Consider the following 24,399-nt stretch of genomic DNA (forward strand, 5'->3'; position numbering starts at 1 on the left):
ATGTCCATTGAAGTTCGTGTTCCCACGCTTGGCGAGTCGGTAACCGAAGCCACGGTTGCGACATGGTTCAAGAAACCCGGCGACGCCGTCGCGGTTGACGAGATGCTGTGTGAACTGGAGACCGACAAGGTCACGGTCGAAGTCCCCTCGCCCGCTGCTGGCGTTCTGGGCGAAATCGTTGCCGCCGAAGGTGAAACCGTCGGCGTTGACGCGCTGTTGGCCACTATTGCAGCCGGGGAAGGTGCCGCACCGGCCCCAGCCGCTGCGCCGGCACCAGCGGCCGAGGCCGCCCCGGCCGCATCCGGCGGCAGCGTCGATGTCATGGTTCCGACGCTGGGTGAATCCGTGACCGAGGCAACCGTTTCGACCTGGTTCAAGCAGGTTGGCGACGCCGTCGCACAGGATGAAATGCTGTGCGAGCTGGAAACCGACAAGGTTTCGGTCGAGGTTCCTGCCCCAGCAGCGGGCGTTCTGGCCGAAATCGTAGCCCCCGAGGGCAGCACGGTTGACGCATCGGCCAAGCTGGCGGTGATCTCGGGCGCGGCGGCTGGCGCTGCTGCGGCTCCGGCAGCGGCGACAGCGGCGGCTCCGGCCCCGGCGGCATCGGGCAAGGACGTGGCAAATGCCCCGTCAGCCGAGAAGGCGATGGCCGAAGCTGGCCTGTCGGCAGATCAGGTCACCGGCACAGGTCGCGATGGTCGGATCATGAAAGAAGACGTGGCAAAGGCGATCGCGACTGCGGCGGCTCCGGCACCGGCTGCAGCACCTGCACCAGCCGCCGCGCCGCGTGCGCCCGTCGCCGCCGAGGACGCATCGCGCGAGGAACGCGTGCGTATGACCCGCCTGCGCCAGACCATCGCCAAGCGCCTGAAGGATGCGCAGAACACCGCCGCGATCCTGACCACCTATAACGAGGTGGACATGACCGAGGTGATGGCCCTGCGCAACCAGTACAAGGACCAGTTCGAGAAGAAGCACGGCGTGCGCCTGGGCTTTATGTCGTTCTTCACCAAGGCCTGCTGTCATGCGCTGAAAGAAGTGCCCGAAGTCAACGCCGAGATCGACGGCACAGACATCGTCTACAAGAACTTCGTGCATATGGGCGTCGCCGCCGGTACGCCACAGGGTCTGGTGGTTCCGGTCATCCGCGACGCCGATGCGATGTCCTTTGCCGATATCGAGAAAGCCATCGCCGAAAAGGGCAAGCGCGCCCGCGACGGCAAGCTGAGCATGGCCGAGATGCAGGGCGGTACGTTCACCATCTCGAATGGCGGCGTCTATGGATCGCTGATGTCTTCGCCAATCCTGAACCCGCCGCAATCGGGTATCCTTGGCATGCACAAGATCCAGGACCGCCCGATGGTCATCAACGGCGAGATCAAGATCCGCCCGATGATGTACCTGGCCCTGTCCTATGACCACCGGATCGTTGACGGCAAAGGCGCCGTGACCTTCCTGGTCCGCGTGAAAGAGGCGCTGGAAGATCCCCGCCGTCTGCTGATGGATCTGTAACCATGGCGACACATGTCCTTTGGCAGGCCGATGTGGCGGATTTCGATGTCTGGTTGAAGGTGTTCAACGAAGACAAGCCGACCCGCAAAGCGGCCGGAATTCGCGACCTTCATATCTGGCGTGACCCTGAGCAGGCCGACCATGCGGTCGCCCTGTTCGAGATTCTCGATCTGGAACGGGCCCTGAACTTCTTCGATTCGGAAGAGCTGGCCATGCATCACGAACGCGGCGGTGTCGCGCATGTGCAGACCAAGTTGCTGTCGCCTGTCTGATAATTACTTGCGGCCCTGCGGGGCCGCCTCTCTGCCGGTGAAAACCGCGCAACTTAGGAGAACAAAATGGCTAACTATGACGTCATCGTAATCGGCGCCGGCCCCGGCGGCTATGTCTGCGCCATCCGCTGCGCGCAGCTGGGGCTGAAAACCGCCGTGGTCGAAGGGCGCGACACGCTGGGCGGCACTTGCCTGAACGTGGGTTGCATCCCTTCCAAGGCGCTGCTGCATGCCTCGCATCAACTGCACGAGGCCGAGCATAATTTTGCCGCTATGGGCCTCAAGGGGAAAAGCCCCTCGGTCGATTGGAAGCAGATGCTGACCTATAAGCAGGACGTGATCGACACCAACACCAAAGGTGTCGAGTTCCTGTTCAAGAAAAACAAGATCGACTGGCTGAAAGGCTGGGGCTCGATCCCTGCCGCCGGCAAGGTAAAGGTCGGGGACGAGGTTCACGAGGCCAAGAACATCATCATCGCCAGCGGTTCCGAATCCGCTTCGCTGCCGGGTGTCGAGGTGGATGAAAAGGTCGTCGTGACGTCGACCGGCGCACTTGAACTGGGCAAGATTCCGAAAAAGCTGGTGGTTATCGGCGCGGGCGTAATTGGCCTGGAACTGGGGTCGGTCTATCAGCGCCTGGGCGCCGAGGTTACCGTCATCGAATTCCTGGACGCGATTACGCCGGGGATGGACCCCGAGGTTCAGAAAACGTTCCAGCGCATCCTGAAAAAGCAGGGTCTGAAATTCGTCATGGGCGCCGCCGTGCAAAAGACCGAGGCGACCAAGACCAAGGCCAAGGTCACCTATAAGCTGCGCAAAGATGACAGCGAACACGTGATCGACGCCGATACCGTGCTGGTGGCGACCGGGCGCAAACCCTATCATGACGGGCTGGGCCTTGAGGCCCTGGGCGTCGAGCTGAGCCCGCGCGGACAGATCAAGGTTGGCGCGGATTGGCAGACCAACGTGCCCGGCATCTATGCCATCGGCGACGTGATTGATGGCCCGATGCTGGCCCACAAGGCCGAGGATGAAGGCATGGCCGCGGCCGAACAGGTTGCGGGCAAGCACGGCCATGTGAACTATGGCGTCATTCCCGGCGTGATCTACACATGGCCCGAGGTTGCCAATGTCGGCGAAACCGAAGCCACGCTAAAAGAACAGGGCCGCGCCTATAAGGTCGGCAAGTTCAGCTTTATGGGCAATGGTCGCGCCAAGGCAAACTTTGCCGCTGACGGTTTCGTCAAGATCCTTGCCGACAAGGAAACCGATCGCATTTTGGGCTGCCATATCATCGGCCCCGGTGCGGGCGACCTGATCCACGAGGTTTGCGTGGCGATGGAATTCGGTGCCTCGGCCGAAGACCTGGCCCTGACCTGCCACGCGCACCCGACCTATTCCGAAGCCGTGCGAGAGGCCGCGCTGGCCTGCGGCGACGGCGCGATCCACGCCTGATTATTCAAAGGCTCCGGCGGTCAAGCCGCCGGAGTCAACCACGCGGTCAGGTATGCGTCCAACCTGTCCGTGAAAGACGTCGCTGAATGCAGGGCGCAAAACTTCAGCGACATGGCCTGAATGGCAAAGGCCTGCACGCCCTCGGCCAGCATCTCGGCTGGCACGTCCTTGCGGACCTGGGCATCTTCAAGCCACGTAACCACCACCCGGAAATACCGTTCGAAACAGGTTGCAATCGGCCCGATCTCGGCAATGGCTGTCGCCCCTGAATAGCGGATCAACAGGTCGAACACATAGCGTTCGGACATCATGAAGCCGTGGACCGGTTCCAGCGCCGATATGATCGCCGAAACGGTTGCGGGCGGGGTTGTGGCCTCTGCCTGATCCAGACAGGCGTTCAACCTCTGACCCATCATGATTTCCATCAGGGCATCCTTGTCGCGGAAATGCGCAAAGAACGTACCCTTGGCCACGCCTGCGGTCTGGACCACTTGTTCGACCCGCAACGCCTCGTACCCGTTTTGCGCAACAACGCCTTCTGCCGCCTCGATCAGGCGGGCGCGGGTCTTGAGCGTACGCTTTTGAACTGTCTTCTGCATGGGGCTTGTTCGCATGATTTATGACCGCGGTCAAATTTAATGTTGACCACGGTCAGTTTTTGATTCTATTAATTGACCACGGTCATTTTTGGAGATTCCCGATGCACCCCAAGAAAATCCTGGTCCTGAACGGACATCCCGGCGAAAACAGCCTGTCCCGCACATTCGCCGAAACCTATGGCGCCGCAGCGCAGGACAACGGGCACCAAGTCCGGTTGATCCATCTCAGCGACCTTCAGTTCGATCATGATTTCGGTCAGGGCAACTATCACGATTTCAAACCGCTCGAACCGGTGCTTGAACAGGTTCTGCAAGACATTGAATGGAGCGATCACCTGGTGCTGACCGCGCCGATGTGGTGGGGCGGACTGCCCGCCAAATTGAAGGGCCTTATCGACCGCACGTTCATTCCAGGGCGCACATTCGACACAAGGAACACGACCCGGATCGGGTTCCCGGCCCCAATGCTGACCGGTCGTACCGCACGCGTCATCCTGACGTCGGACACACCGGGGTGGTTCATGCGCCTGATTTATCGTCAGGCGCTGATCCGTCAGATCAGGGACCAGATACTGGGCTTTGTCGGTTTCAAACCTACGCGGTTCACCTATTTCGCCGGCGCAAGCGAACCGAAACCCGGCCTTGTCGACCGCTGGGTCTCCCAGGTCGCACGAATTGGCGCAGCCGCCGCCTGATCGGCGTCACCACATCGTCATGGCCGCGCGCGCGCCCCATTCCCGGTCGTATCGCGCGCCACCTTCTGCGCCGTCGGAGACCTCGGCCAGAATCTCGCCAACGCTGGGCAATTCACCGCTTTGGTCATCCCCGGCCCAGGTGCGCGCCCGCATCAGGGCCCGGGCACATTGGGTATAGACCTCGGAAATCTCGATGACGATCACGGTGGCCGGATGCTTGCCGTTCTTGTCGAACCGGGCCCGCAGGTCCGCATCCGCGGTCAACCGCGCCGCCCCGTTCACGCGCACAACCGTATGGGACCCCGGCACAAGGAACATCAGCGAAACGCGTGGGTCCCGGACGATGTTGCGCAGGCTGTCCAGCCGGTTGTTTCCGCGCCAGTCTGGCAGGGCCAGTGTACCCGGATCAAGCTCGGCCACCACCGGCCCATCATCGCCGCGCGGGCTGCCGTCGGTTCCCTCTGGCCCCACGGTGCTGAGGACACACAGCCGCGACGCCATGATCCATTTGCGGTAAAGCGGTGTCAGGCGGCGCGCGACCTTGCGCAGCGACGGTGCGGCGGGCTGCCCGTAAAGGGTTTCGAGCGCGCCGATATCTTCAATGAACTCCATCCGGGTCAAACCCCACTTCTTGCATCAATGCGTTCGAGCGGTCCTCGATCACGGTCTCAAGACGCGCCAGAAAGGCGGCGCGCGCGACACCGGGTTCGATCGGGTCAAGGAATTCGACAATCGCCCGGCCGGGCTTGCGCAAAATCCCCGTCCGCGGCCAGAACACGCCAACATTCGTCGCCGCCGGAACGCAGGTATAGCCGAGCCCCTCGTACAGAACCGCCGTGCCCACCTTATAGGGCTTGAACGCCCCCGGCGCGACCCGCGTACCCTGGGGATAGATGACCAACTGGCCTGCCTCGGTGAACTCTTTGGCGACATCCTTGACCATCTTGGCAACAGCCGCGCCGCGCTTGCCGCGATTGACCGGAATACAGCCCAGCCGACGTGCATACATCCCGATGATCGGGGTCCACAGCAACTCGCGTTTCATGATGAACTTGCCATGCGGCAACGCGTCGAAAATGATGATGATGTCCAGGAACGACTGGTGCTTGGCGCCAATGACAACCTCGCCGGTGGGCACCTGCCCCCGAACTTCGCTTTGGATGCCAACCATCCAGCGCGCCAGCCAGATCGTCGTGCGCGCATAGGTCTTGCACGCCAAAAGCGCGCCGCGTTTCGACACCAGGGCGTAGGGTGCAAAAACAAGGCCCAGGATCAGCATCCAGGCATAGATGACGATGGTGAACACCAGGGACCGAACCCATTGAATGGCCAGCAGCATTACGAAAGCCCTTCCAGTTTGCGCCGGGCGGCGGCAGCCGTCGCCAGAAAGGCGACCAATGCTCCAAGCAGGGGTATGACGACCGGCAGCAACCAACCGGCCCCCTGAAACCCCAGCCCGGTCAGAAATCCGCCCGCATCCGATGCCTCGGGCAGCAGCAGCACGCCGGACATGCCCGCAACGGTGCCGACGGCGGCCCCCAAAAGCGCGCGATAGGTGAACCGGCGGACAAAAGCCCCGGCGATGAACCGGTCGCGGGCCCCGATCTGTCGCAGGACCTCGATGATCTGCGCGTTTGCCGCAAGCGAGGCATTGGCGGCCAGTGTGATCATCGCAGCCGTTGCACCGCCGATCAGCAGGATCGATATCCAACCCAGCCGACGCAGCGACCTGGCCCCGTCGACCAGCGGTTCGCGCCAACGCGTATGGTCGTCAAGCACCGCGCCGGGCACTTCGGCCCCCAGCCGCAGGCGCAACCCGGCGGCATCCAGTCCCGGATCGCCCTCAACGATTTCAATCAGTTGCGGAACCGGCAATGTGTCCAGCGGCAGGTCCGGGCCGAACCATGGCGCCAGCAGGGCCGACTGCTCTTGTGCGGTCAGCGCCCGCGCTGACGCAACACCCGGTGTCTGTTGCAGGATCGTCAGCGCCGCCTCGGTCTGTGCCGCGCGCTGTTCAGCCGGGGCGTTGATCCGCAAGGTTGCCGCACCCGCCAGTTCCGAGCCCCAACGCTCGGCCATCCGGCCAGAGGCCAGTGACAATGCCAGCGCGAAGACGGCCAGAAAAGCCATCGCGCCCGAAACGAACAGGGTCAGATGGGCCGTGAAACCGGTGGGCGGAACCACCCGGTCGGCGCGCGCGTCACGCCGCAAAAGCAAGCGGATATCTGCTCGGTTCATAGGTCCGCACCCGCCAGTTGAAGCTTGCGCTGTGAAATGCGCAGCACCCGCGCCTGAACCTGGCTTTTGGCCGCACGGATCAGGCTCAGGTCGTGGGTCGCAATCAATACGGTCTTGCCCATCCTGTTCAACTCGACCAACAGGCCCAACAGGCGCTGCGACATCTCCCAATCGACATTGCCGGTCGGCTCATCCGCCAGAACCACGTCAGGCGACAGGATGACCGAACGGGCCAGCGCCGCGCGCTGACGTTCGCCCCCCGACAGTTCGGGCGGATGGGCCTCAAGCCGGGCGCCAAGCCCGACCCAGTGCAACAATTCGGTCAGGTTGTCCTGCTCGGCATCGGCGGCCCGGCCCGAGACCATCAACGGCAAGGCCACGTTTTCCGCCAGGGTCAGGTGGTCCAGGAACCGGCAGTCCTGATGCACCACCCCGATACGCCGCCGCAGCATCGCCATCTGATCCCGGTCCCGCCGCGCAATATCTTCACCAAAGGCGCTGAGACGTCCCGAAGTCGGCAAAAGTGCGCCGTAGCACAGCTTTAGCAATGTGGTCTTTCCCGCCCCCGAAGGCCCGGTCAGGAAATGAAACGATCCCGGCTGAAGCTGTACTGAAACGTCGCTCAGCAACTCGCCCCCGCCATAGCTATAGCTGACATTTTCCAGCTCGATCACACCTGCCCCCAATTGCTTTGTTGTTCTTCTTGCCCGAGCCCGGTCACGGTTTCAATGCCTGCACCGAGTCCAATTGGTGACACTTGGGCCGCGAAACCGAAAACGCCCTTTGCTGTTGGGTCTTAACGGAATATCATCCCTGAAAAAACTACTATCAGGCCGTCACACAGGCCGGGAGGCAGTATGCGTCTAACATGTCCGAACTGTAGTGCCCAGTATGAGGTTCCGGACGAGGTCATCCCAGAGGGAGGCCGCGACGTTCAGTGTTCCAATTGCGAGCAGACGTGGTTTCAGGCCAAACATCCCCAAGAGCCGCCCGTCGCGGCCGAAAAGGCCCCCGAACCAGAGCCTGAAATCCAGGCTGAACAGCCCAAGGCTGACGAACCGGACCAAGACCCGCAGGATGCCGCCCCCGAACCCGCCGCGGAAATGTCCGACCCGGTTTCGGAAACGCCCGAGGTCGAAGCACCTGAACCCAAGCTCGATGAGCCCGAGGCTGACGCAGCCGAAAAGGCCGCCGCGACCGGCAATGTCGATCCCGACGTCGCAAGCATCCTGAAGGAAGAAGCCGCCCGCGAGGCCGATCTGCGCGCCAAGGAAGGCACCAGCCTGGAAAGCCAGCCGGATCTGGCGCTGGACCCACCGGCCGAGCCAAAGGTACAGCCAAAACGTCCCGGCGCGACCGAAACAGCCGAGGATTCCGGTCAGAAAGACGATTTGCCGGATGTCGAGGCGATCAATTCGGGCCTGATGGAAAACCAGGCCTCTGACAGTACCGAGGCGGCCGTTACCGCCGCGCGAAAATCCGGCGGTTTTATGCGCGGGTTCGCACTGATCATCATCATCGGCGTCATTCTGTTCCTGCTATATGGCAATGCGACCAAGATCAGCGAAGCCGTCCCCCAGGCCGAGCCTGCGATGCAATCCCTGGTTTCAATGATTGACCAGGCGCGCCTCTGGCTCGAATCGCAGTCCGGCGGGGGCAGTCAGTAGCTGGCGGGGTCGGCCCTCAGAAACGTTCGAGCAATCGCTTGAGATATTCCAGTTCGATTGTCGGGCGGTCGGTATCTCCGGTCCGGCGGCGGATTTCATCCAGCAACTCGCGCGCGCGGCGATAGACGTCTTCGCCCTGCAGCAGGTTTTCATCCGTCGAAATGGACCCGGCCGCCCCCGGATTGCGGCCCAGAGGGTCACGGTTGTTGGCTTGCATGTCGCCTTGCTGAGTGCCCTGTCCGGGCTGGGATTGCTGGTTCTGGGCCAGGGCTTCGCCCAGCGCGCGCATGCCTTCCCGCAACGCCTCCATCGCTTCGGACTGGTTGTCGATCGCTTCGGCAAGGTCCTGGTCGCGCAGCGCGCCCTCGGCGTCATCCATCGCACGCCCGGCACGGTCCAGCGCATCGCGGGCTGAATCGCCTTCGGGGGTTCCTGCCCCCGGCAACCCTTGTTGCTGGCGCTGCAATTCCTCGCGCAACGCCTGCTGACGATCTGCCAATGTTCCGGCACCCTGTTGACCTTGGCCGCTTTGGTCGTCGCCCCGGCCGCCTTGTCCTTCGTGACTTTGGCCCCGTCCCTGCCCGCCCGAGCGGCCCTCGTTGCCCTGGCTTTCACCCGCCTGCGCGCCCGGATTGAATTGTTCCTGCAAATCGCGGAAGGCCTGATCGCTCAGCCCCTGCTGCTCGCGCAGGGTTTCGGCGAGCCCCTCCATCGCCTGCTGGCCTTCGGATTGACCGCCCTGACCCTGGCCCTGGGTCACGCGCATGTTTTCCATCATCTGCTGGAACTCCTCCAGCGCCTGCTGCGCCTCGGCCATCCGGCCCTGTTCCATCAGTTCTTGAATGCGGTCCATCATCCGTTGCAGGTCGTCCTGCGTCATCTGAAGGGTCTCGCCATTCTGCCCCGATGGGTCTTCGCCGTTCTCACCGTCCTGGGCCAGGCGCTGCAACTGCTGCATATAATCCTGCGTCGCCTCGCGCAGTTCCTGCATCAGTTCGGCAATCTCTTCATCCGTCGCTCCGTTTTGCATGGCTTCGGTCAGGCGTTCCTGAGCCCGACGCATGCGTTCCAGCGCATCGGCCAGGGTGCCGTCCTCGATCAGAACGGCCAGGTCCCACAGGGCTTGTGCGATCTCTTCCTGCTGTTTGGATTGCAGACCATATGTGTCGAATGTTTCAAGCCGCCGCAGCAGGATGCGCAAACGCAGATACGCGGTTTCCGACCGAAACAGGTCTTCGGGCAAATGCGACACCGCCCGCAGCAACTGCGCTACCCGGCCCGCATTGGCCCGTGACCACAACAAGTCTCGGCGCTGTTCGATCACCGCGGCGGCCAGGGGATCAAAGAAGCGGCGCGCCGGCAGCGCGGCAAAATACGGTTCGGCGTCGCTGGTTTGATCCACCGCATCGCGGGCGGACAACTGAATTCTGACCGGCAGATGGGCCCAGGCGTGCTGCGAGAAATCCTCGATCAGGTCTTCGGTGAACTCGGTTCTGTCCCCGGCAATCGGCATCGGCAGCTGGACGATGATCGCCTCGCGCGGTTCGGGGTCGACGGTCAGACCGTGGCGCCGCTCGACCGCGTCCAGGTCCAGTTCGATCCGCGCCTCGCCGGACAGGATTCCGTAATCGTCAGTGGCTGAGAACGGCAATTTCATTTGTCCGCCCGCCTCGGCCTGAGGCGCATCTGCCACAAAGATGAAGGGCGCCGTGTCAGCGGTGACATCCAGCCGCCAGTCTCGGCCCGCCGGGCCTTCGATGCGCAGCAGGCCCGATGCGTCGGCCACAAATTCCTGTTCAGGGTCGGTGGCCGCTTCGGTACCGTTGTCCGAGGCCGTTTCGGTCAGGCTATGCGCGCCGACCTCACCATAGAAGCGCAACGTGATGCGGCTGCCCTGCGGGATCGTCAGGGTCGGTCCGGCCTGATCAGCCAGGTACAGCGTCGGCAAACCGGTATATCTTGGCGGCTCGACCCAGCCTTCCCAGGTTGGCCCCTGGCCTGCGACGGCCGCCCCCGGCGCCATGTCCACAACCGACCCGACACGGCCCAGCGACCCGAACAGCACGGCAACCACCAGCGCCAAAAGAGCGAGGTACCGCAGGGCAAACGGATCCCGCGCGGCCAGCCGCAAATCCGGCTTAACAGGCCGCGCCTGTTGCGCCTTGCGCGCCATGCGGGATTGGTGGGCCCGCCACAACGCCACCGAGTCGCCATCCATTGCGCCAATGGCCTGATTGTCCAACAACGCCTGAATGGGCCGCCCCGGAAGGGATTCGTCCAACCGGATCAATGCCTCGGCCCGCGTCGGCAGGCGGAATCGCCTGAGACCAATCACAAAAGTCGCGATCAGACCCAGCAGGCCCAAACCGCCGATACCCCAGGCCAGTTCGATGCGCAGGCTGTCCTGCACGCCCATCATCAGACAGGCCAGAACCGCCATAGCCACGGAAAAGAACGGCCAGAACGCCCGCAAGACCTGCTCGGCCAACATCCCCGCCCGTGTCAGCAACACGGAGGTTCGGGCAAGGGGCAGGTTTGGTCTGTCGGTCACGGCGGGCCTCCTGATCGGGCCCGCGCGGTCACCGCGTCAAAGCCACGTAGGTATGGTATCGCGGTTTATGATTTCGTCAAAGCTTGGCCGTTCACGAATGACTGCAAATTGATCCTCGTGCACCAGCACCTCGGGGATCAGGGGGCGTGTGTTATATTCGCTGGCCATCACGGCACCATAGGCCCCGGCGCTGCGGAACGCGATCAGATCCCCCGGCGCAAGCGGCGGCATGTTGCGCTGTTTGGCAAAGGTATCGCCGGATTCGCAGACCGGGCCCACGATGTCATAGGGATGTTGTTCGACCCCCGCCGCGGGTTCCTGCACCGCGACGATGTCATGATGCGCCTCGTACATGGCCGGGCGAATCAGGTCGTTCATGGCCCCGTCCAGAATCAGGAAATCGCGGTCTTCACCGGATTTAACATAGATCACCCTGCTGACCATCAACCCGGCATTGCCCGCAATCAGGCGACCGGGTTCGATTTCAATCTCGCAGCCCAGATGGCCCAGCGTCTTTTGGATCAGCGCGCCATATTCCACCGGCAGCGGCGGCGCGTCGTTCGAACGTGTGTAGGGAATGCCAAGCCCACCGCCCAGATCGAGGCGGCGGATATTGTGGCCCTCGGCCCGCAACTGCTCGGTCAGTTCGGCGACCTTGGTATAGGCCAGCTCAAACGGCTCCAACTCGGTCAGTTGCGACCCGATATGGACGTCGATGCCGATCACTTCGAGACCCGGCAGGCTGGCAGCCCGCGCATAGACTTCGGACGCACGAGAGATCGGGATGCCGAATTTGTTCTCGGATTTGCCGGTCGCGATCTTGGCATGGGTCTTGGCGTCCACGTCAGGGTTCACACGAACGGTGATCGGCGCAACCACGCCCAGCTCCAGTGCGACGGCGTTGATGACCTCCATCTCGGGTTCGGATTCGACGTTGAACTGCCGGATACCGCCCGTCAGCGCGGCGCGGATCTCATCCGCGGTTTTGCCGACGCCCGAAAACACGATCTTTTCGCCGGGAACGCCTGCGGCCTTGGCCCGCTGGTACTCGCCGCCAGAAACCACATCCATCCCCGCGCCCGCCTGCGCCAGCGTTTTCAGGATCGCCTGATTGCTGGCGGCCTTCATCGCATAGCAGACAAGGTGATCCATGCCGTCCAGCGCATCGTCAAACAGCTTGAAATGCCGCAGCAAAGTCGCCGTTGAATAGACATAGAACGGGGTTCCGACCGCAGCAGCGATTTCGGAGATCGGAACATCTTCGGCGTAAAGCGCGCCGTCGCGGTAAAGAAAGTGATCCATGACAGCGCGCTTAGACCAAAACATGCTGTCGGATCAACGGCGATTGCCAGATCATGGCAACGGGACGATTGCTGCCGGACTGGTCGAATGCTGCGATCAGCCCCCCCGCAGCCCGGTTTCCAGAACCGCCAGCGTCGCATTTCGACGGTTTTCAAAGGTTTCGGCATCAGCGCCGAAAATTGCCGTGTGGATGACCAGACCATCCAGCATCGCGGTCACGGCCTCGCCTGCCTCTTGCGGGGTCAGGTCACTGCGCAGTTCCCCCAGATCGGCCAGGCCTTGAAACTGCGTGGCATATTGACCGGCCAGCCATTCAAAAAACCCGCCGATGATTTCGGCCGCGCGCGGATCTTCAAAACCGGGCCCCAAAACGTCAAAGAACAACCGTGTGGCCGCCATGCGTTCGACGGGCATGGTCAGGCGCAGAGCGTAAAAGAACTGCGACAGGGTCTGCGGCGCGGGGATTGCGGATATCCGCATCTGAATGTCGTCGAAATAGCTTTGCAGCAAGGCCAGCAGCATGGCGTCCTTGCTTTTGAAATACAGGTACAACGTGCCCTTGGCCAACCCGGCCCGGCGCGCCACGTCCTGCATCTTGGTCACGTGAAACCCGTTTTCAAGAAAGACCTCCATGGCCGCATCAAGGATCTGGGCCTGCATCTTTTCCCGGTCAACGATTTTCGGCATTCCCCACCCTTTCGCACCGTGCCTTTCGCGGCACGCCCACACAGTCTGAACGTAGCGTCACCCGGATTCAAGTCTTTTAATGACTTGACGGTCATTAAAAGGGTCGCCATTTATGACCCGCGAGTCATTAAAGGGATTCTATCATGACCGAAACAACTTCTCCTGCACCCGGCAGGGCAGCACACCCAGGCTCAGGGCCGTTGCCCACAGCCGCGGTGCTGATGCTTGTTCTGGTGGGCAGCTTCGTCACGCTGGTCCCGGGCGGGCCGATCGAAACCCGTGATTTTTCCGGGCTTGGCGGCGCGGTTTTCTGGGGGTTCAACGCTTTCCTGATCGCGTTGGCGATTCTCGCGGTCGCCTCGGCGGTTGCCATGCTGCGCGGGTCGCGCATTGCGGGCTGGGGCGCGATTGCCGCCGCCTGGGGATATGTCTTCGTGGTGTTGCTGGACCTGGGCCATGTCTTTCCGACATCGCCGGATCCGATTCCGCTGATGTTGGGCTTGATAGAAATTCTTGATTTCGTGTTGGCGCTTTACGTCATGGCACTGACCCATCGCGGGCTCGGGCATATCTGACGGGGCCTCTGCCCCAACCTTCGAAACAACCTGATCCGCACAAGACCGCCGCAGCGCTGCGGCGACCAATCTTTCTGTTGTTAATCCCAAAAAGGAACAAAATCGATGAAACTCAACGACTTTTCACTTTTGGCTGTCTTGCCGCTTGCCATGTTGACCGGCGCGTGCAGCGGCACCGGGGCCCAGCATGAACCGGTTCTGTCCGCCGAACCCGGCCCGGCCTTTGCGCAGGACCTTGACCAATGCCGCGCGCTGGCCAAGTCGCAGAAACTGTGGAACCCAGAGACCCGCAGCCAGGCGTTGATCGGTGCGGGCGTTGGCGCGTTGGCCGGTCTTGCCGACAGCTCGGTCAGCAATGCCGAGGGGCTGTTGGCCGGCGCCGCCGTCGGCACGGCGGCAGGGGCCACGGCCGGTGCCGCAGACATGCGCAATACACGAAAGGATATTCTGATTGAATGTCTGCGCGATCGCGGGCATCCGGTGGCCGGCTAAGCCACCGAACCTATCGCTGCCTGTTATTGCAGCGTCGAAACGCCAGCCCGCGCGTAGCCAGAGATCGAAACACCCGATCCTGAGCGCGCGGGTTCTTCAACAGGTTGCTGCCGCGCCGTATTTGATGTTTCGCACGCCGCAAGCACAACCAGCGCCAGAACCAGACCAATAGGTTTCATTGCCAAAACTTCGCTATTGGGCGCCTGTCGCGGGGCGCCTGTGTTACATGTAGCCGCCGGGCGGCATCAACGCTCTGGGCCTTACAGCCCGACATAAACCCCGATCGGACCCTTGTTCAGCCCGACGCCACCGCCGACATAGGCACCGCTGGTGCCTACGCCAACATTGGCGTTCAACGTCGGCTGAACCGGCTCTCCGTCGGCGCCGCACCCTGCCAGCACCAAACTGACAGAAACGGCGGCCATCACTTGCATCAGGGTCTTCATACCAGCGCCCTCCACCTTTCGACCTGGGCGCGCACCTGATCCGGCGCAGTGCCCCCATAGGATTGGCGCGAGTTTACCGAGTTTTGGACGGTAAGGACAGAATAGACATCATCGGTGATGTCCGCATGCACCGACTGCATATCCTCAAGCGTCAGGTCGGGCAGGTCGCAGCCCTTGCCTTCGGCCATGGCAACCAGCGACCCGGTGACATGGTGCGCATCGCGGAACGGCAGGCCCGGAACCCGCACCAGCCAGTCGGCCAGATCGGTCGCGGTCGAAAAACCCGACCCCGCCGCTGCGGCAAGGCTGTCGCGGTTGGCGGTCATGTCCTTGACCATGCCTTCCATCGCGGCCAGCGCCAGCATCCAGTTGTCTGCGGCGTCAAAGACCTGTTCCTTGTCTTCCTGCATGTCCTTGGAATAGGCCAGCGGCAGGCCCTTCATCACCATCATCAGCGCGGTATTCGCACCATAGATGCGGCCAACCTTGGCGCGGATCAACTCGGCGGCGTCGGGGTTCTTTTTCTGGGGCATGATCGACGAGCCGGTCGAGAACCGGTCGGACAGAGTCACAAAGCGGAACTGGGCCGAGGACCAGATCACCAATTCTTCGGCAAAGCGCGACAGGTGTACGGCGCAGATCGAGGCGGTCGACAGGAACTCCAGCGCAAAGTCGCGGTCGCTGACGGCGTCCAGCGAGTTCGCGGCGGGGCGGTCAAAGCCCAAGGCTTCGGCCGTCATGTGGCGATCGATGGGAAAGGACGTCCCGGCCAGCGCGGCGGCACCAAGGGGAGATTCGTTCATCCGGGCACGCGCATCGCGGACACGGCTGAGGTCGCGGCCAAACATCTCGACATAGGCCATCATGTGATGGCCCCAGGTCACCGGCTGCGCCGTTTGCAGATGAGTGAACCCCGGCATGACCCAATCCGCCCCGGCCTCGGCCTGCGCCAAAAGCGCGCGGATAAGGGCCAGAAGACCGGTTTCTGCCGCGTCCAGCTGATCGCGGACCCACAGCTTGAAATCGGTCGCCACCTGGTCATTGCGCGACCGGCCCGTGTGCAAACGGCCCGCGGGCTCGCCAATCACCTCTTTCAGGCGCGCTTCGACATTCATGTGAATGTCTTCCAGCGCGGTCGAGAACTGGAACTCTCCCCGCTCGATCTCTGACAAAACGGTGAGCAGCCCTTCCCGAATTGCCTGCGCATCACTATCACTTATGACGCCTGTCGCCGCCAGCATAGCGGCATGGGCGCGCGAGCCTGCGATGTCCTGGGCTGCCATCCGCTGATCGAACCCGATCGAGGCATTGATTGCCTCCATGATCGCGTCTGGACCGGCGGCAAAGCGGCCGCCCCACATCTGGTTCGAGGATTGATCGGTCATGTAAGAAAACCCGGAGTTGATATGCGCCTATTTCGTCTGATCCCCCTTTATATGGCCCTTGCGCTGGGTGCAAATGCCGCTTTGGCGACCGATGCCGAGACTCTGGCGCCTTTGCGCGAAGACAGCCTGAAACGCCTGATCCTGCACAAGGAACCCAAACCTGTTACGCCGGTTGAGTTCCAATTGGAGGATGACGGCGGCGTGGCAACGCTGGCGGACTACCGCGGCAAATATGTTCTGTTGAACTTCTGGGCCACGTGGTGCGCGCCCTGCCGCAAGGAAATGCCGCAAATCGCCGAGTTGCAGGACGAGTTTGGCGGCGACACGTTCGAGGTCCTGACCCTTGCCACCGGGCGCAACTCGCCTGCCGGGATCAAGAAGTTCTTTGACGAAAACGGCATTACCAACCTGCCGCGCCACCAGGACCCGAAACAGGCCGTTGCGCGCGAGATGGGCGTCATAGGCCTGCCGATTACCGTGATCATCGACCCCGAGGGCAACGAAATCGCCCGATTGATTGGTGATGCGGAATGGAGTTCGGACAGTGCCAAGGCGATAATCTCGGCCCTTCTGGACCCCGGCACCTGACGCAGACGCTCTGGCCCCGCGCAGATGTGATAGACTGGGCTCAGCCCCTTTTGGGGGGCTGGTTCTCTGTCACCGATCCGGGAAAGGAGACTGCTATGAAACCGGTCGTTTTGCTGATCGGGCGCTTGCCCAATGTCATCGGAAATGTTGCGCGCGAATTGGATCATCTGCCGATTCAATGGCTGGGTGCGCATGATCCGGACGAAGTTCGCCGCCAGTTGGATGCCGAACCGCGCATAGCCTGCGCCATCATGGGCGCAGGTCTTGACGACAAGACACGCGGAGATCTGGTCGGCATCATCGCGGCCCGTCGGCCCGACATCTGCATCCACCTGAAAGACCGGTCTTCCGGCCCTTCGGGGCTGGTGCCCTTCGTTGAACGTGTCGTGCGCCACGAAATCCTCGAAGCGCAGGAAACTGCCTGACGCCACGCCACCTTTGACAGCACCCCTTCTCCTTTGCAGGCTGGCTGCAGGAGGAAGGTATGCCACTGGAAATACTGCTGGTGCTGGTCGGCGGCGGCATAGGCGGCATCACGTTGTTGCTGCACCTGACGGGCAAATCCCGCCAGCGCATCCTGACGCCAGGCAGCGCCCGTTCGGAATGGGCGCGCCATGCGCCGGATGACGCCGTCATTGATGTGACCCTGACCCATGACGGGCATGTCGCGCTGATCCGAACCCACACGGGCAATGGGCTGTTATGGGCCTTTGGCGCCGACACCGTCGCGCGCCCGCTGCAAGACTTTGACTGGCTGGACCACCCCCGAGGGGTCAGAATTCAGTTCCACGACTTCGGCACCCCCGGTGTTGTCATCCGCCTCGACGATCTTGAACGCAAACACTGGCGCCACCTGTTGGAGACCGCATGACAGACCAACTGACATTCCCCGACGCGGTCCAATGGGCCGTGCCCTTTTTCATCGCCGCGATTCTGGCCGAGTTCCTCTGGATCGCCATCAAGGGCCGCGGCGGGCGGTATGAAACGCGCGACGCCGTGACCTCGCTGATCATGGGGGCGGGCAATATCGCATCGGGGTTTCTGCTGGGGTTCATTGCCTATGGGTTTTTCATGTGGCTGTGGCGGATCACGCCGCTTGACCTGGGCACGTCGATTCCGGTGATCATCCTGTGCTTTGTGCTGGACGATCTGCGCTATTACTGGGTGCACCGGTTCGGGCACCGCGTTCGCTGGGTCTGGGCCAGCCATGTGAACCACCACAGTTCACAGCATTACAACCTGACCACGGCGCTGCGCCAGACCTGGACCTATACGTTCACCTTCATGATGGTGGTCCGCGCACCGCTGATCCTGTTGGGGTTCCATCCGGCGATGGTGCTGTTTGTCGGCGGCTTGAACCTGATCTATCAATTCTGGATTCACACCGAGGCCATCGGCAAAATGCCCCGCTGGTTCGAGGCGGTGATGAACACCCCAAGCCACCACCGCGCCCATCACGGGCGCAATGCCCGGTATCTGGATTGCAACTATGCCGGGGTTTTCATCATCTGGGACAAGCTATTCGGCACATTCGTTCCCGAGCAGGATGACGACCGCGTCGATTACGGGCTGGTGCATAATATCGGTACCTTTAACCCGCTGCGCGTGGCTTTTCACGAATGGGTTGCAATATGGCGGGACGCCACGCAGCCGGGCCTGAGCCTGCGTCAGCGGCTGGCCTATTGCTTCGCTCCGCCGGGTTATAGCCATGATGGCAGCCGGGACGGCTCTGAGGCGATCAAGGCCAAGCATCTGGCCCGCCACCCCGAAGATCGCGGAACGCCCGGATTCGAGCGGTTTGACAAAAAAATGCCTAATACACAGGCAAAAAACGCCTGATTGTGCCTCTAAGCCCGGCGTTAACGCTTGAATTACCATAGTTGCACGCCATATCGGAACGATGTTTCGCGTATGAGTAGCCCGGAGGCCAGTATGACCCGTATGACATCCATTTCCACCGCCGTTGGTCTGTTGGGTCTTGTCATCGCGATGCTGTCCGCGCTGAGCGCGTCCCCCTCGTCCATCATCCTGATGCTTGGTTTTGCAATGATGACGACCGGCGTTGTCGGCGCCGTTATCAGCGCTGCCGCCGCGCTGGCCCGCGAGGGGCATTCGACCCGCTGATCCCGGTCAGGGCGCGAACCCGCACAAATTTCTCGTCCGGCTTAACCGCAGATTCATCACTTCTCCCCGAAACTGGGCCCGAGCTCAATTCGGCCCAAGGGGAAAGGGTGCGCGCATGCGGGACAAGAAACTGGCGGACCTGCCCGAAGGATCGGACAGCCCCCTGAACGCGGCAGTTGTCACGCGCGATCGCTCGACCCTGAATCTGGTGACCGAGGCCGTGCAGCACAAACAATGCAAACTCGCTTTCCAACCGGTCATGCAGGCACGCGCACCGCGCAGCGTTGCATTTTACGAAGGGTTCATCCGGGTTCTCGATGACACGGGGCGGGTCATTCCGGCGCGTGATTTCATGCCACAGGTCGAAAACGCTGCGGTCGGGCGCGAACTGGATTGTGTTGCGCTGGAACTGGGGCTGCGCACGCTGGCCAGAAACCCCGGCATCCGCCTGTCGATCAACATGTCCGCCCGGTCCATCGGTTTTGCCCGCTGGTCCCGTTTGCTTGAGAGGTTTTTGAAACGCGATCCGGGCCTGGGTGAAAGACTGATCCTGGAAATCTCGGAAAGTTCGGCCATGCAAGTGCCCGAGTTGGTGATGGATTTCATGGATCGCCTGCGGGAACGTGGCATCGCCTTTGCTTTGGACGATTATGGCGCAAGCAATTTCAGCTTTCGCCATTTTCGGGAGTTTCTGTTCGACGCGGCAAAGATCGACGGGCAGTTCATTCGCGGCATCGGCGACAACCCCGACAATCAGGCCCTGGTGCGGGCCCTCGTTGCGGTCGCGCGCGAATTCGAAATGCTGGTCACAGCCGAATCGGTCGAAACGGCGCAGGATGCCGGGTTTCTTGTCGACTGCGGCGTAGACTGCCTTCAGGGGTATCTGTTTGGCGCGCCGTCGATCACACCGCCCTGGGCCGGTGAAAAAGACGCTAAAACAGCCAGTTAACCGACAATCCCCCTCGGTGACGATCCGCCCAATCACCATGCTGAGACAAGCTGTCCGTTGCTGCAATTGCAGCATTACGTTATGGCAGGAAGGGCTGGAGCGGGGGATCACTGGGCGCTCCTGGAACGAAAGCCTGGCTTTCGAACGCCTGCGCCGTCTGATTTCCCACAGGACCATGACGGTAAAGGATTGACTGTATGACCAACGTAGTAATCGCATCCGCCGCACGCACAGGCGTCGGCAGCTTTGGCGGTTCCTTTGCGAACACACCTGCACATGACCTGGGCGCTGCCGTCCTGGAAGCGGTTGTCGAACGCGCCGGGATCGACAAGGGCGAGGTAAGCGAAACCATCTTGGGCCAGGTCCTGACCGCAGCCCAGGGTCAAAACCCCGCTCGCCAGGCCCATATCAACGCTGGCCTGCCACAGGAAAGCGCGGCCTGGGGCATCAACCAGGTGTGCGGGTCGGGTCTGCGGGCCGTTGCACTGGGCGCACAGCACATCCAACTCGGCGATGCCGAAATCGTTGCCGCCGGTGGCCAGGAAAACATGACCCTGTCGCCCCACGCCGCCGCCCTGCGTGCTGGCCACAAGATGGGCGACATGAAATACATCGACACGATGATCCGCGATGGCCTGTGGGATGCCTTCAACGGCTACCACATGGGTCAAACCGCCGAGAACGTTGCCGAGAAATGGCAGATCAGCCGCGACATGCAGGACGAATTTGCCGTCGCCAGCCAGAACAAGGCCGAAGCCGCGCAAAAGGCCGGCAAGTTCGCCGATGAGATCGTGCCCTTCACCATCAAGACCCGTAAGGGTGACATCGTGATGGACAAGGACGAATACATCCGCCACGGCGCGACCATGGACGCAATGGCAAAGCTGCGCCCGGCCTTCACCAAGGACGGCTCGGTCACGGCGGCCAACGCATCCGGTCTGAATGATGGTGCTGCCGCCACCCTGCTGATGTCGGCCGAAAACGCTGAAAAGCGCGGGATCGAGCCGCTGGCCCGTATCGCGTCCTATGCGACCGCCGGTCTGGACCCGTCGATCATGGGCGTCGGCCCGATCTACGCGTCGCGCAAGGCGCTGGAAAAAGCAGGCTGGTCGGTTGACGATCTGGACCTGGTCGAAGCCAACGAAGCCTTCGCAGCACAGGCCTGCGCCGTGAACAAGGACATGGGCTGGGACCCGTCGATCGTGAACGTGAACGGCGGCGCCATTGCCATCGGCCACCCGATCGGCGCCTCGGGCTGCCGCGTTCTGAACACGCTGCTGTTCGAAATGAAGCGCCGTGATGCCAAAAAAGGCCTGGCTACCCTTTGCATCGGCGGCGGCATGGGCGTTGCCCTCTGCGTCGAACGCGACTGATCGACGTGCCGATTATCCGTTGGACTGCCCTGACGGCCCTTGCTTTGTGTATTGCAGGGGCCGCACAGGCCCAGAACAGGCAACCGATTTCCACCAGCCTGACCGAATGCGGTGTCATCTACACCGAACTGGCCGATCTTGGCGCGCGCCGCGGCAAGGATCAGGCGATGACTGATGCCGCCCTTGTCAGCGCCTCGCTCTTTATCGTCGAAGCCCGCGCACAGGCCGGGCGCGAGGGGGTTTCCGAACCCTATGGGCATGTTCAGGCGGAACAGGCGCGTCTGACCGAGAAATGGTCCGGGCGGTTCAGCAGCCTGCAGCTTTTGGGCGAAAACAAGGACTGGATCGATTATTGCAAGGCACTTGGCAAAAGCAGGGGCCTTACATTGCCCTGATGCAGAATGCCGCAGCAATTTCGCGGCATTGCGCCAGAATAGTTGCGCAATAATATTGCGTGACGCAAACTGAAATAGTAACAGCATTACAAGCGCGGCATTAATTGGAGGATAAACTTAATGGCACGTACAGCACTCGTAACCGGCGGCTCCCGCGGCATCGGCGCAGCAATTTCCAAGGCGCTCAAGGCCGAAGGGTACAATGTTGCAGCCACCTATGCGGGGAATGACGAAGCCGCGGCAAAGTTCACCGAAGAAACCGGCATCGCCACATACAAGTGGAACGTCGCGGATTATGACGAGTCCAAAGCCGGTATCGAAAAGGTCGAGGTCGAGGTCGGACCGATCGACATCGTCGTCGCAAACGCGGGCATCACCCGCGATGCGCCCTTTCACAAGATGACGCCGGAACAATGGCATCAGGTGATCGACACCAACCTGACCGGCGTGTTCAACACCGTGCACCCGGTCTGGCCGGGCATGCGCGAGCGCAAGTTTGGCCGCATCATCGTGATCAGTTCGATCAATGGGCAGAAGGGTCAGTTCGCGCAAGTGAACTATGCCGCGACCAAGGCGGGCGATCTGGGCATCGTAAAGTCGCTGGCGCAAGAAGGCGCACGGGCCGGTATCACCGCCAACGCCATCTGCCCCGGCTACATCGCCACCGAAATGGTTATGGCGGTGCCGGAAAAGGTTCGCGAAGCCATCATCGGCCAGATCCCTGCGGGACGTCTGGGCGAACCCGAAGAGATCGCGCGCTGTGTGGCCTTCCTGGCATCTGATGATTCGCAGTTCATCAATGGCTCGACCATCTCGGCCAACGGGGCGCAGTTCTTCGTCTGATTTTCAGCACCCGAATTGAAAACGGGCCGGTCCTGACGGACCGGCCCTTCTTTATCCCGTAAGAACGCGCGCGCAGCGCTCAGCGGGAACCGATCAGCCAGAACAACGCAATCCTAAGGGCTTTACCACGTTCCTCATGGGCGCGTTGAAAGGCGCACCGTGCGGCTGGGTTTGTCGTCATCTCGATCATGTCGTGTCCCTTTCTCTCAAGGTAAGCTTGACTTGAACCAAGGATGCCTGTTGTTTTCAAAGGGCACAAACGAGAGTTTCTTCGGCTTCAGTTAAGTTTTACTTATCCAAAATGAATGATCGCCTTCCCCCGCTGACCGCATTGCGCGCCTTTGATGCCGCCGCCCGGCACATGTCGTTTGCCAAAGCAGCCGATGAACTGAATGTCACGCCGGCCGCCCTGTCCTTTCAGATAAAGTCGCTTGAGGAACATCTGGGGCGGCCATTGTTTCACCGCCTGAACCGCGCGGTCGAACTGACCGAAGCCGGGCGCGCCCTGGCACCCGGCGCGGCAGAAGGGTTCGCGACATTGCAGGCTGCCTGGCACGCCGCACGGCGTTTGCAGGACAACACCACGCTGACCGTGACCGCCGGACCTGCGCTGACGGCCAAGTGGTTGGCGCCCCGGCTTTACGAATTTGCCCGCGCTCATCCCGATATCGACCTGCGATTCTCGGCCACGTTGCGAAAAGTGGATATGAACCGTGACGATGTGGATGTGGCCATCCGGTTTGGGCACGACACCGACGAAGGGCTGTATTCGGTACCCCTGCGGAAAGAGTGGCTGACACCCGTCATGACCCCAGAGCTGGCCGAGCGATTTACCACGCCACACAGCCTGACCGAGGCCCCGCTGATCCATGATGATTCCATCAGTTTTCTTGACCCGCCCTGCGACTGGCCAGCCTGGTTTCGGGCCGTTGGAATTTCCTTCACGCCCACCCACGGCGCGCATTTTTCAAATGCGGACCACGCGATAGACGCCGCCGCGGCGGGCGTCGGTATCGCATTGGGACGGCGGCCCATGATCATCAAGGACATGATCGAAGGCCGACTGGTCGCGCCCTTCAAGATTGCCGTGGAAACCCAGGCCCGGTTCCGCTTTCTGTGCCGCGCGGGCGAAGAAACGCGCCCGCAGGTCGCAGCATTTCGCGATTGGTTCCTTGCCGAGATCGAAAAAACCGCGCACATATCGGACCAGTTCGAAATCATCCCCGTCGAGGACATCCCCCCCGAATGAGCAAGTCCCGCGCAACCGCCATCGGGTTTCTTGCCGTGCTGCTGTGGTCCCTGCTGGCCCTGTTCACGGTTGGCTCGGCGCCCACGCCACCGCTTTTGCTGAACGCGGTTTGCTTTACCATCGGCGGCACCCTCGGGATCGTCTGGACCTGGCAAAGCGGCGGTCTGGGCCAGCTGCGCAGCATAAGCTGGAAGGTCTATGCCTTTGGGACGCTGGGCCTGTTCGGGTATCACGCCTTGTATTTTTCCGCCCTGCGCATGGCCCCCGCGGCCGAGGCCGGGCTGATCGCCTATCTTTGGCCTTTGCTGATCGTTTTGCTGTCGGGATTGCTGCCCGGCGAAAACCTGCGCTTGGGTCACCTGATCGGGGCCTGTCTGGGGTTTTCGGGGGCTGCGCTGATAATTACCGGCGGCGGCAGCGCCGGGTTTCAGGCCGCGCATTTGCCCGGCTATGCGCTGGCGCTGATGTGCGCGCTGACCTGGTCGGGCTATTCCGTTCTGTCCAGGCGGATCGGAAAGACGCCAACAAGCTCGGTGGCCGTTTTCTGTGTTCTGACGGCCATCGCCTCGTGGGTTCTGCATTTCACATTCGAGGAAACGCACTGGCCGGAAACGACGCTTGGCTGGGCGTCGACCCTGGCGCTTGGGCTGGGCCCGGTGGGGCTTGCCTTTTATGTCTGGGATATCGGGGTCAAACAGGGTGACATTCAGATGCTGGGAACCAGCTCATACGCGGCCCCTTTGCTGTCGACCCTGGTTTTGGTGGTGGCCGGGATTGCCACGCCCAGTTGGACATTGGCAATCGCGGCCTTGCTGATCACCGGCGGCGCGCTGCTTTCCGCGCGCGCCCACCCCCCCTCCTCTCCCCCCCTCCCCCCCCCCCCCCTCCCCTCCCCCCCCCCCCCCCCCCCCCCCCCCCCCCCCCCCCCCCCCCCCCCCCCCCCCCCCCCCCCCCCCCCCCCCCCCCCCCCCCCCCCCCCCCCCCCCCCCCCCCCCCCCCCCC

Annotated in this window: 27 protein-coding genes and 1 pseudogene; 18 read left to right on the top strand and 10 right to left on the bottom strand. The window is 62.1% G+C overall.

Translation table 11 applies throughout. The annotated features are described in order from the left end of the window. The 3 genes from odhB to lpdA all read left to right on the top strand — a co-directional run bounded on the left by odhB (position 1) and on the right by lpdA (position 3,239). Positions 1-1,512 (top strand): 2-oxoglutarate dehydrogenase complex dihydrolipoyllysine-residue succinyltransferase, encoded by a 1,512-nt coding sequence (gene odhB, locus ACXAG8_RS16560; RefSeq protein ID WP_475229276.1) that lies wholly within the window; start codon positions 1-3, stop codon positions 1,510-1,512. 2 nt (positions 1,513-1,514) lie between these two features. Beyond that, positions 1,515-1,784 (top strand): hypothetical protein, encoded by a 270-nt coding sequence (locus tag ACXAG8_RS16565; RefSeq protein ID WP_475229283.1) that lies wholly within the window; start codon positions 1,515-1,517, stop codon positions 1,782-1,784. Positions 1,785-1,850: 66 nt separating this feature from the next. Then, positions 1,851-3,239 (top strand): dihydrolipoyl dehydrogenase, encoded by a 1,389-nt coding sequence (gene lpdA / locus ACXAG8_RS16570; RefSeq protein ID WP_475229289.1) that lies wholly within the window; start codon positions 1,851-1,853, stop codon positions 3,237-3,239. Between the two features lie 20 nt (positions 3,240-3,259). On the opposite strand, the gene ACXAG8_RS16575 is transcribed toward lpdA, so the two are convergent. Beyond that, positions 3,260-3,838, bottom strand: coding sequence for a TetR/AcrR family transcriptional regulator (locus ACXAG8_RS16575; RefSeq protein ID WP_475229292.1), 579 nt, complete (start codon positions 3,836-3,838; stop codon positions 3,260-3,262). Between the two features lie 101 nt (positions 3,839-3,939). Between ACXAG8_RS16575 and ACXAG8_RS16580 the strand changes: the two genes are divergently transcribed. Then, a complete protein-coding gene (locus ACXAG8_RS16580; RefSeq protein WP_475229301.1) occupies positions 3,940-4,533 on the top strand; it encodes an NAD(P)H-dependent oxidoreductase in 594 nt (197 codons plus the stop codon). Positions 4,534-4,539: 6 nt separating this feature from the next. Here the strand turns inward: ACXAG8_RS16580 and ACXAG8_RS16585 are convergent, their stop codons facing one another. Genes ACXAG8_RS16585 through ACXAG8_RS16600 form a run of 4 tightly spaced genes read right to left on the bottom strand, consistent with a single transcriptional unit; the run spans position 4,540 to position 7,445 of the window. After that, a complete protein-coding gene (locus tag ACXAG8_RS16585; RefSeq protein ID WP_475229306.1) occupies positions 4,540-5,145 on the bottom strand; it encodes a pyridoxamine 5'-phosphate oxidase family protein in 606 nt (201 codons plus the stop codon). Then, positions 5,132-5,872 (bottom strand): lysophospholipid acyltransferase family protein, encoded by a 741-nt coding sequence (locus ACXAG8_RS16590; RefSeq protein WP_475229309.1) that lies wholly within the window; start codon positions 5,870-5,872, stop codon positions 5,132-5,134. The genes ACXAG8_RS16585 and ACXAG8_RS16590 overlap by 14 nt, the downstream gene beginning before the upstream one ends. Beyond that, the gene (locus tag ACXAG8_RS16595; protein WP_475229312.1) at positions 5,872-6,771 is read right to left on the bottom strand and encodes a cell division protein FtsX; all 900 of its coding nucleotides are present in this window, start codon (positions 6,769-6,771) and stop codon (positions 5,872-5,874) included. Before ACXAG8_RS16595 ends, ACXAG8_RS16590 begins: the two co-directional genes overlap by 1 nt. Continuing rightward, complete coding sequence (locus tag ACXAG8_RS16600) at positions 6,768-7,445, bottom strand: cell division ATP-binding protein FtsE (protein ID WP_475229315.1); 678 nt, start codon at positions 7,443-7,445, stop codon at positions 6,768-6,770. Before ACXAG8_RS16600 ends, ACXAG8_RS16595 begins: the two co-directional genes overlap by 4 nt. Positions 7,446-7,628: 183 nt before the next feature. Between ACXAG8_RS16600 and ACXAG8_RS16605 the strand changes: the two genes are divergently transcribed. Beyond that, a complete protein-coding gene (locus ACXAG8_RS16605; RefSeq protein ID WP_475229319.1) occupies positions 7,629-8,438 on the top strand; it encodes a zinc-ribbon domain-containing protein in 810 nt (269 codons plus the stop codon). Positions 8,439-8,454: 16 nt separating this feature from the next. On the opposite strand, the gene ACXAG8_RS16610 is transcribed toward ACXAG8_RS16605, so the two are convergent. From ACXAG8_RS16610 to ACXAG8_RS16620, 3 genes are all read right to left on the bottom strand, one after another. Beyond that, the gene (locus ACXAG8_RS16610) at positions 8,455-10,989 is read right to left on the bottom strand and encodes a TIGR02302 family protein (protein ID WP_475229323.1); all 2,535 of its coding nucleotides are present in this window, start codon (positions 10,987-10,989) and stop codon (positions 8,455-8,457) included. Positions 10,990-11,025: 36 nt separating this feature from the next. Then, positions 11,026-12,291, bottom strand: a complete 1,266-nt coding sequence (gene lysA / locus ACXAG8_RS16615; RefSeq protein WP_475229403.1) for a diaminopimelate decarboxylase — start codon at positions 12,289-12,291, stop codon at positions 11,026-11,028. A gap of 96 nt (positions 12,292-12,387) precedes the next feature. After that, the gene (locus ACXAG8_RS16620; RefSeq protein WP_475229326.1) at positions 12,388-12,978 is read right to left on the bottom strand and encodes a TetR/AcrR family transcriptional regulator; all 591 of its coding nucleotides are present in this window, start codon (positions 12,976-12,978) and stop codon (positions 12,388-12,390) included. A gap of 221 nt (positions 12,979-13,199) precedes the next feature. Between ACXAG8_RS16620 and ACXAG8_RS16625 the strand changes: the two genes are divergently transcribed. Next, complete coding sequence (locus tag ACXAG8_RS16625) at positions 13,200-13,553, top strand: DUF8051 family protein (protein WP_475229329.1); 354 nt, start codon at positions 13,200-13,202, stop codon at positions 13,551-13,553. Positions 13,554-13,658: 105 nt separating this feature from the next. Then, positions 13,659-14,045, top strand: a complete 387-nt coding sequence (locus ACXAG8_RS16630) for a glycine zipper family protein (RefSeq protein WP_475229332.1) — start codon at positions 13,659-13,661, stop codon at positions 14,043-14,045. Between the two features lie 260 nt (positions 14,046-14,305). Here ACXAG8_RS16630 and ACXAG8_RS16635 read toward each other — a convergent pair whose 3' ends face one another. Further along, a complete protein-coding gene (locus ACXAG8_RS16635) occupies positions 14,306-14,491 on the bottom strand; it encodes a hypothetical protein (protein WP_475229335.1) in 186 nt (61 codons plus the stop codon). Then, positions 14,488-15,876 (bottom strand): argininosuccinate lyase, encoded by a 1,389-nt coding sequence (argH, locus tag ACXAG8_RS16640; RefSeq protein ID WP_475229338.1) that lies wholly within the window; start codon positions 15,874-15,876, stop codon positions 14,488-14,490. The genes ACXAG8_RS16635 and argH overlap by 4 nt, the downstream gene beginning before the upstream one ends. 21 nt (positions 15,877-15,897) lie before the next feature. On the opposite strand from argH, the gene ACXAG8_RS16645 reads away from it, so the two are divergent. From ACXAG8_RS16645 to yddG, 11 genes and pseudogenes are all read left to right on the top strand, one after another. Beyond that, positions 15,898-16,464 carry a TlpA disulfide reductase family protein gene (locus ACXAG8_RS16645; RefSeq protein ID WP_475229342.1) on the top strand — a complete coding sequence of 189 codons (567 nt, stop codon included), beginning with the start codon at positions 15,898-15,900 and terminating at the stop codon, positions 16,462-16,464. Positions 16,465-16,559: 95 nt separating this feature from the next. After that, positions 16,560-16,889 (top strand): hypothetical protein, encoded by a 330-nt coding sequence (locus ACXAG8_RS16650; protein WP_475229349.1) that lies wholly within the window; start codon positions 16,560-16,562, stop codon positions 16,887-16,889. Between the two features lie 59 nt (positions 16,890-16,948). Continuing rightward, the gene (locus ACXAG8_RS16655) at positions 16,949-17,335 is read left to right on the top strand and encodes a hypothetical protein (RefSeq protein WP_475229356.1); all 387 of its coding nucleotides are present in this window, start codon (positions 16,949-16,951) and stop codon (positions 17,333-17,335) included. After that, complete coding sequence (locus tag ACXAG8_RS16660; protein WP_475229359.1) at positions 17,332-18,303, top strand: sterol desaturase family protein; 972 nt, start codon at positions 17,332-17,334, stop codon at positions 18,301-18,303. Before ACXAG8_RS16655 ends, ACXAG8_RS16660 begins: the two co-directional genes overlap by 4 nt. Before the next feature lie 93 nt (positions 18,304-18,396). Next, positions 18,397-18,588, top strand: coding sequence for a hypothetical protein (locus ACXAG8_RS16665; protein WP_475229364.1), 192 nt, complete (start codon positions 18,397-18,399; stop codon positions 18,586-18,588). A 115-nt stretch (positions 18,589-18,703) separates the two neighbouring features. Continuing rightward, complete coding sequence (locus ACXAG8_RS16670; protein WP_475229367.1) at positions 18,704-19,537, top strand: EAL domain-containing protein; 834 nt, start codon at positions 18,704-18,706, stop codon at positions 19,535-19,537. Between the two features lie 197 nt (positions 19,538-19,734). Beyond that, positions 19,735-20,910 (top strand): acetyl-CoA C-acetyltransferase, encoded by a 1,176-nt coding sequence (locus ACXAG8_RS16675; protein ID WP_475229374.1) that lies wholly within the window; start codon positions 19,735-19,737, stop codon positions 20,908-20,910. Positions 20,911-20,915: 5 nt separating this feature from the next. Beyond that, positions 20,916-21,305, top strand: a complete 390-nt coding sequence (locus tag ACXAG8_RS16680) for a hypothetical protein (protein WP_475229381.1) — start codon at positions 20,916-20,918, stop codon at positions 21,303-21,305. 120 nt (positions 21,306-21,425) lie between these two features. Continuing rightward, positions 21,426-22,148, top strand: coding sequence for an acetoacetyl-CoA reductase (phbB, locus tag ACXAG8_RS16685; protein WP_475229386.1), 723 nt, complete (start codon positions 21,426-21,428; stop codon positions 22,146-22,148). Positions 22,149-22,449: 301 nt separating this feature from the next. Beyond that, positions 22,450-23,397 (top strand): transcriptional regulator GcvA, encoded by a 948-nt coding sequence (locus tag ACXAG8_RS16690; protein WP_475229391.1) that lies wholly within the window; start codon positions 22,450-22,452, stop codon positions 23,395-23,397. Then, positions 23,394-24,245, top strand: a pseudogene (gene yddG, locus ACXAG8_RS16695) (aromatic amino acid exporter YddG); the annotation flags it as partial. The gene ACXAG8_RS16690 and the pseudogene yddG, both read left to right, overlap by 4 nt. Positions 24,246-24,399: the final 154 nt, after the last annotated feature.

This window comes from Ruegeria sp. ABD4_443 (genome assembly GCF_056160865.1).

Excerpts from the sequence above, each read along its gene's own strand:
- odhB (WP_475229276.1), top strand. The coding sequence starts at position 1 with ATGTCCATTGAAGTTCGTGTTCCCACGCTTGGCGAGTCGGTAACCGAA.
- ACXAG8_RS16565 (WP_475229283.1), top strand. The coding sequence starts at position 1,515 with ATGGCGACACATGTCCTTTGGCAGGCCGATGTGGCGGATTTCGATGTC.
- lpdA (WP_475229289.1), top strand. The coding sequence starts at position 1,851 with ATGGCTAACTATGACGTCATCGTAATCGGCGCCGGCCCCGGCGGCTAT.
- ACXAG8_RS16575 (WP_475229292.1), bottom strand. The coding sequence starts at position 3,838 with ATGCAGAAGACAGTTCAAAAGCGTACGCTCAAGACCCGCGCCCGCCTG.
- ACXAG8_RS16580 (WP_475229301.1), top strand. The coding sequence starts at position 3,940 with ATGCACCCCAAGAAAATCCTGGTCCTGAACGGACATCCCGGCGAAAAC.
- ACXAG8_RS16585 (WP_475229306.1), bottom strand. The coding sequence starts at position 5,145 with ATGGAGTTCATTGAAGATATCGGCGCGCTCGAAACCCTTTACGGGCAG.
- ACXAG8_RS16590 (WP_475229309.1), bottom strand. The coding sequence starts at position 5,872 with ATGCTGCTGGCCATTCAATGGGTTCGGTCCCTGGTGTTCACCATCGTC.
- ACXAG8_RS16595 (WP_475229312.1), bottom strand. The coding sequence starts at position 6,771 with ATGAACCGAGCAGATATCCGCTTGCTTTTGCGGCGTGACGCGCGCGCC.
- ACXAG8_RS16605 (WP_475229319.1), top strand. The coding sequence starts at position 7,629 with ATGCGTCTAACATGTCCGAACTGTAGTGCCCAGTATGAGGTTCCGGAC.
- lysA (WP_475229403.1), bottom strand. The coding sequence starts at position 12,291 with ATGGATCACTTTCTTTACCGCGACGGCGCGCTTTACGCCGAAGATGTT.
- ACXAG8_RS16620 (WP_475229326.1), bottom strand. The coding sequence starts at position 12,978 with ATGCCGAAAATCGTTGACCGGGAAAAGATGCAGGCCCAGATCCTTGAT.
- ACXAG8_RS16625 (WP_475229329.1), top strand. The coding sequence starts at position 13,200 with ATGCTTGTTCTGGTGGGCAGCTTCGTCACGCTGGTCCCGGGCGGGCCG.
- ACXAG8_RS16630 (WP_475229332.1), top strand. The coding sequence starts at position 13,659 with ATGAAACTCAACGACTTTTCACTTTTGGCTGTCTTGCCGCTTGCCATG.
- ACXAG8_RS16635 (WP_475229335.1), bottom strand. The coding sequence starts at position 14,491 with ATGAAGACCCTGATGCAAGTGATGGCCGCCGTTTCTGTCAGTTTGGTG.
- argH (WP_475229338.1), bottom strand. The coding sequence starts at position 15,876 with ATGACCGATCAATCCTCGAACCAGATGTGGGGCGGCCGCTTTGCCGCC.
- ACXAG8_RS16645 (WP_475229342.1), top strand. The coding sequence starts at position 15,898 with ATGCGCCTATTTCGTCTGATCCCCCTTTATATGGCCCTTGCGCTGGGT.
- ACXAG8_RS16650 (WP_475229349.1), top strand. The coding sequence starts at position 16,560 with ATGAAACCGGTCGTTTTGCTGATCGGGCGCTTGCCCAATGTCATCGGA.
- ACXAG8_RS16655 (WP_475229356.1), top strand. The coding sequence starts at position 16,949 with ATGCCACTGGAAATACTGCTGGTGCTGGTCGGCGGCGGCATAGGCGGC.
- ACXAG8_RS16660 (WP_475229359.1), top strand. The coding sequence starts at position 17,332 with ATGACAGACCAACTGACATTCCCCGACGCGGTCCAATGGGCCGTGCCC.
- ACXAG8_RS16665 (WP_475229364.1), top strand. The coding sequence starts at position 18,397 with ATGACCCGTATGACATCCATTTCCACCGCCGTTGGTCTGTTGGGTCTT.
- ACXAG8_RS16670 (WP_475229367.1), top strand. The coding sequence starts at position 18,704 with ATGCGGGACAAGAAACTGGCGGACCTGCCCGAAGGATCGGACAGCCCC.
- ACXAG8_RS16675 (WP_475229374.1), top strand. The coding sequence starts at position 19,735 with ATGACCAACGTAGTAATCGCATCCGCCGCACGCACAGGCGTCGGCAGC.
- phbB (WP_475229386.1), top strand. The coding sequence starts at position 21,426 with ATGGCACGTACAGCACTCGTAACCGGCGGCTCCCGCGGCATCGGCGCA.
- ACXAG8_RS16690 (WP_475229391.1), top strand. The coding sequence starts at position 22,450 with ATGAATGATCGCCTTCCCCCGCTGACCGCATTGCGCGCCTTTGATGCC.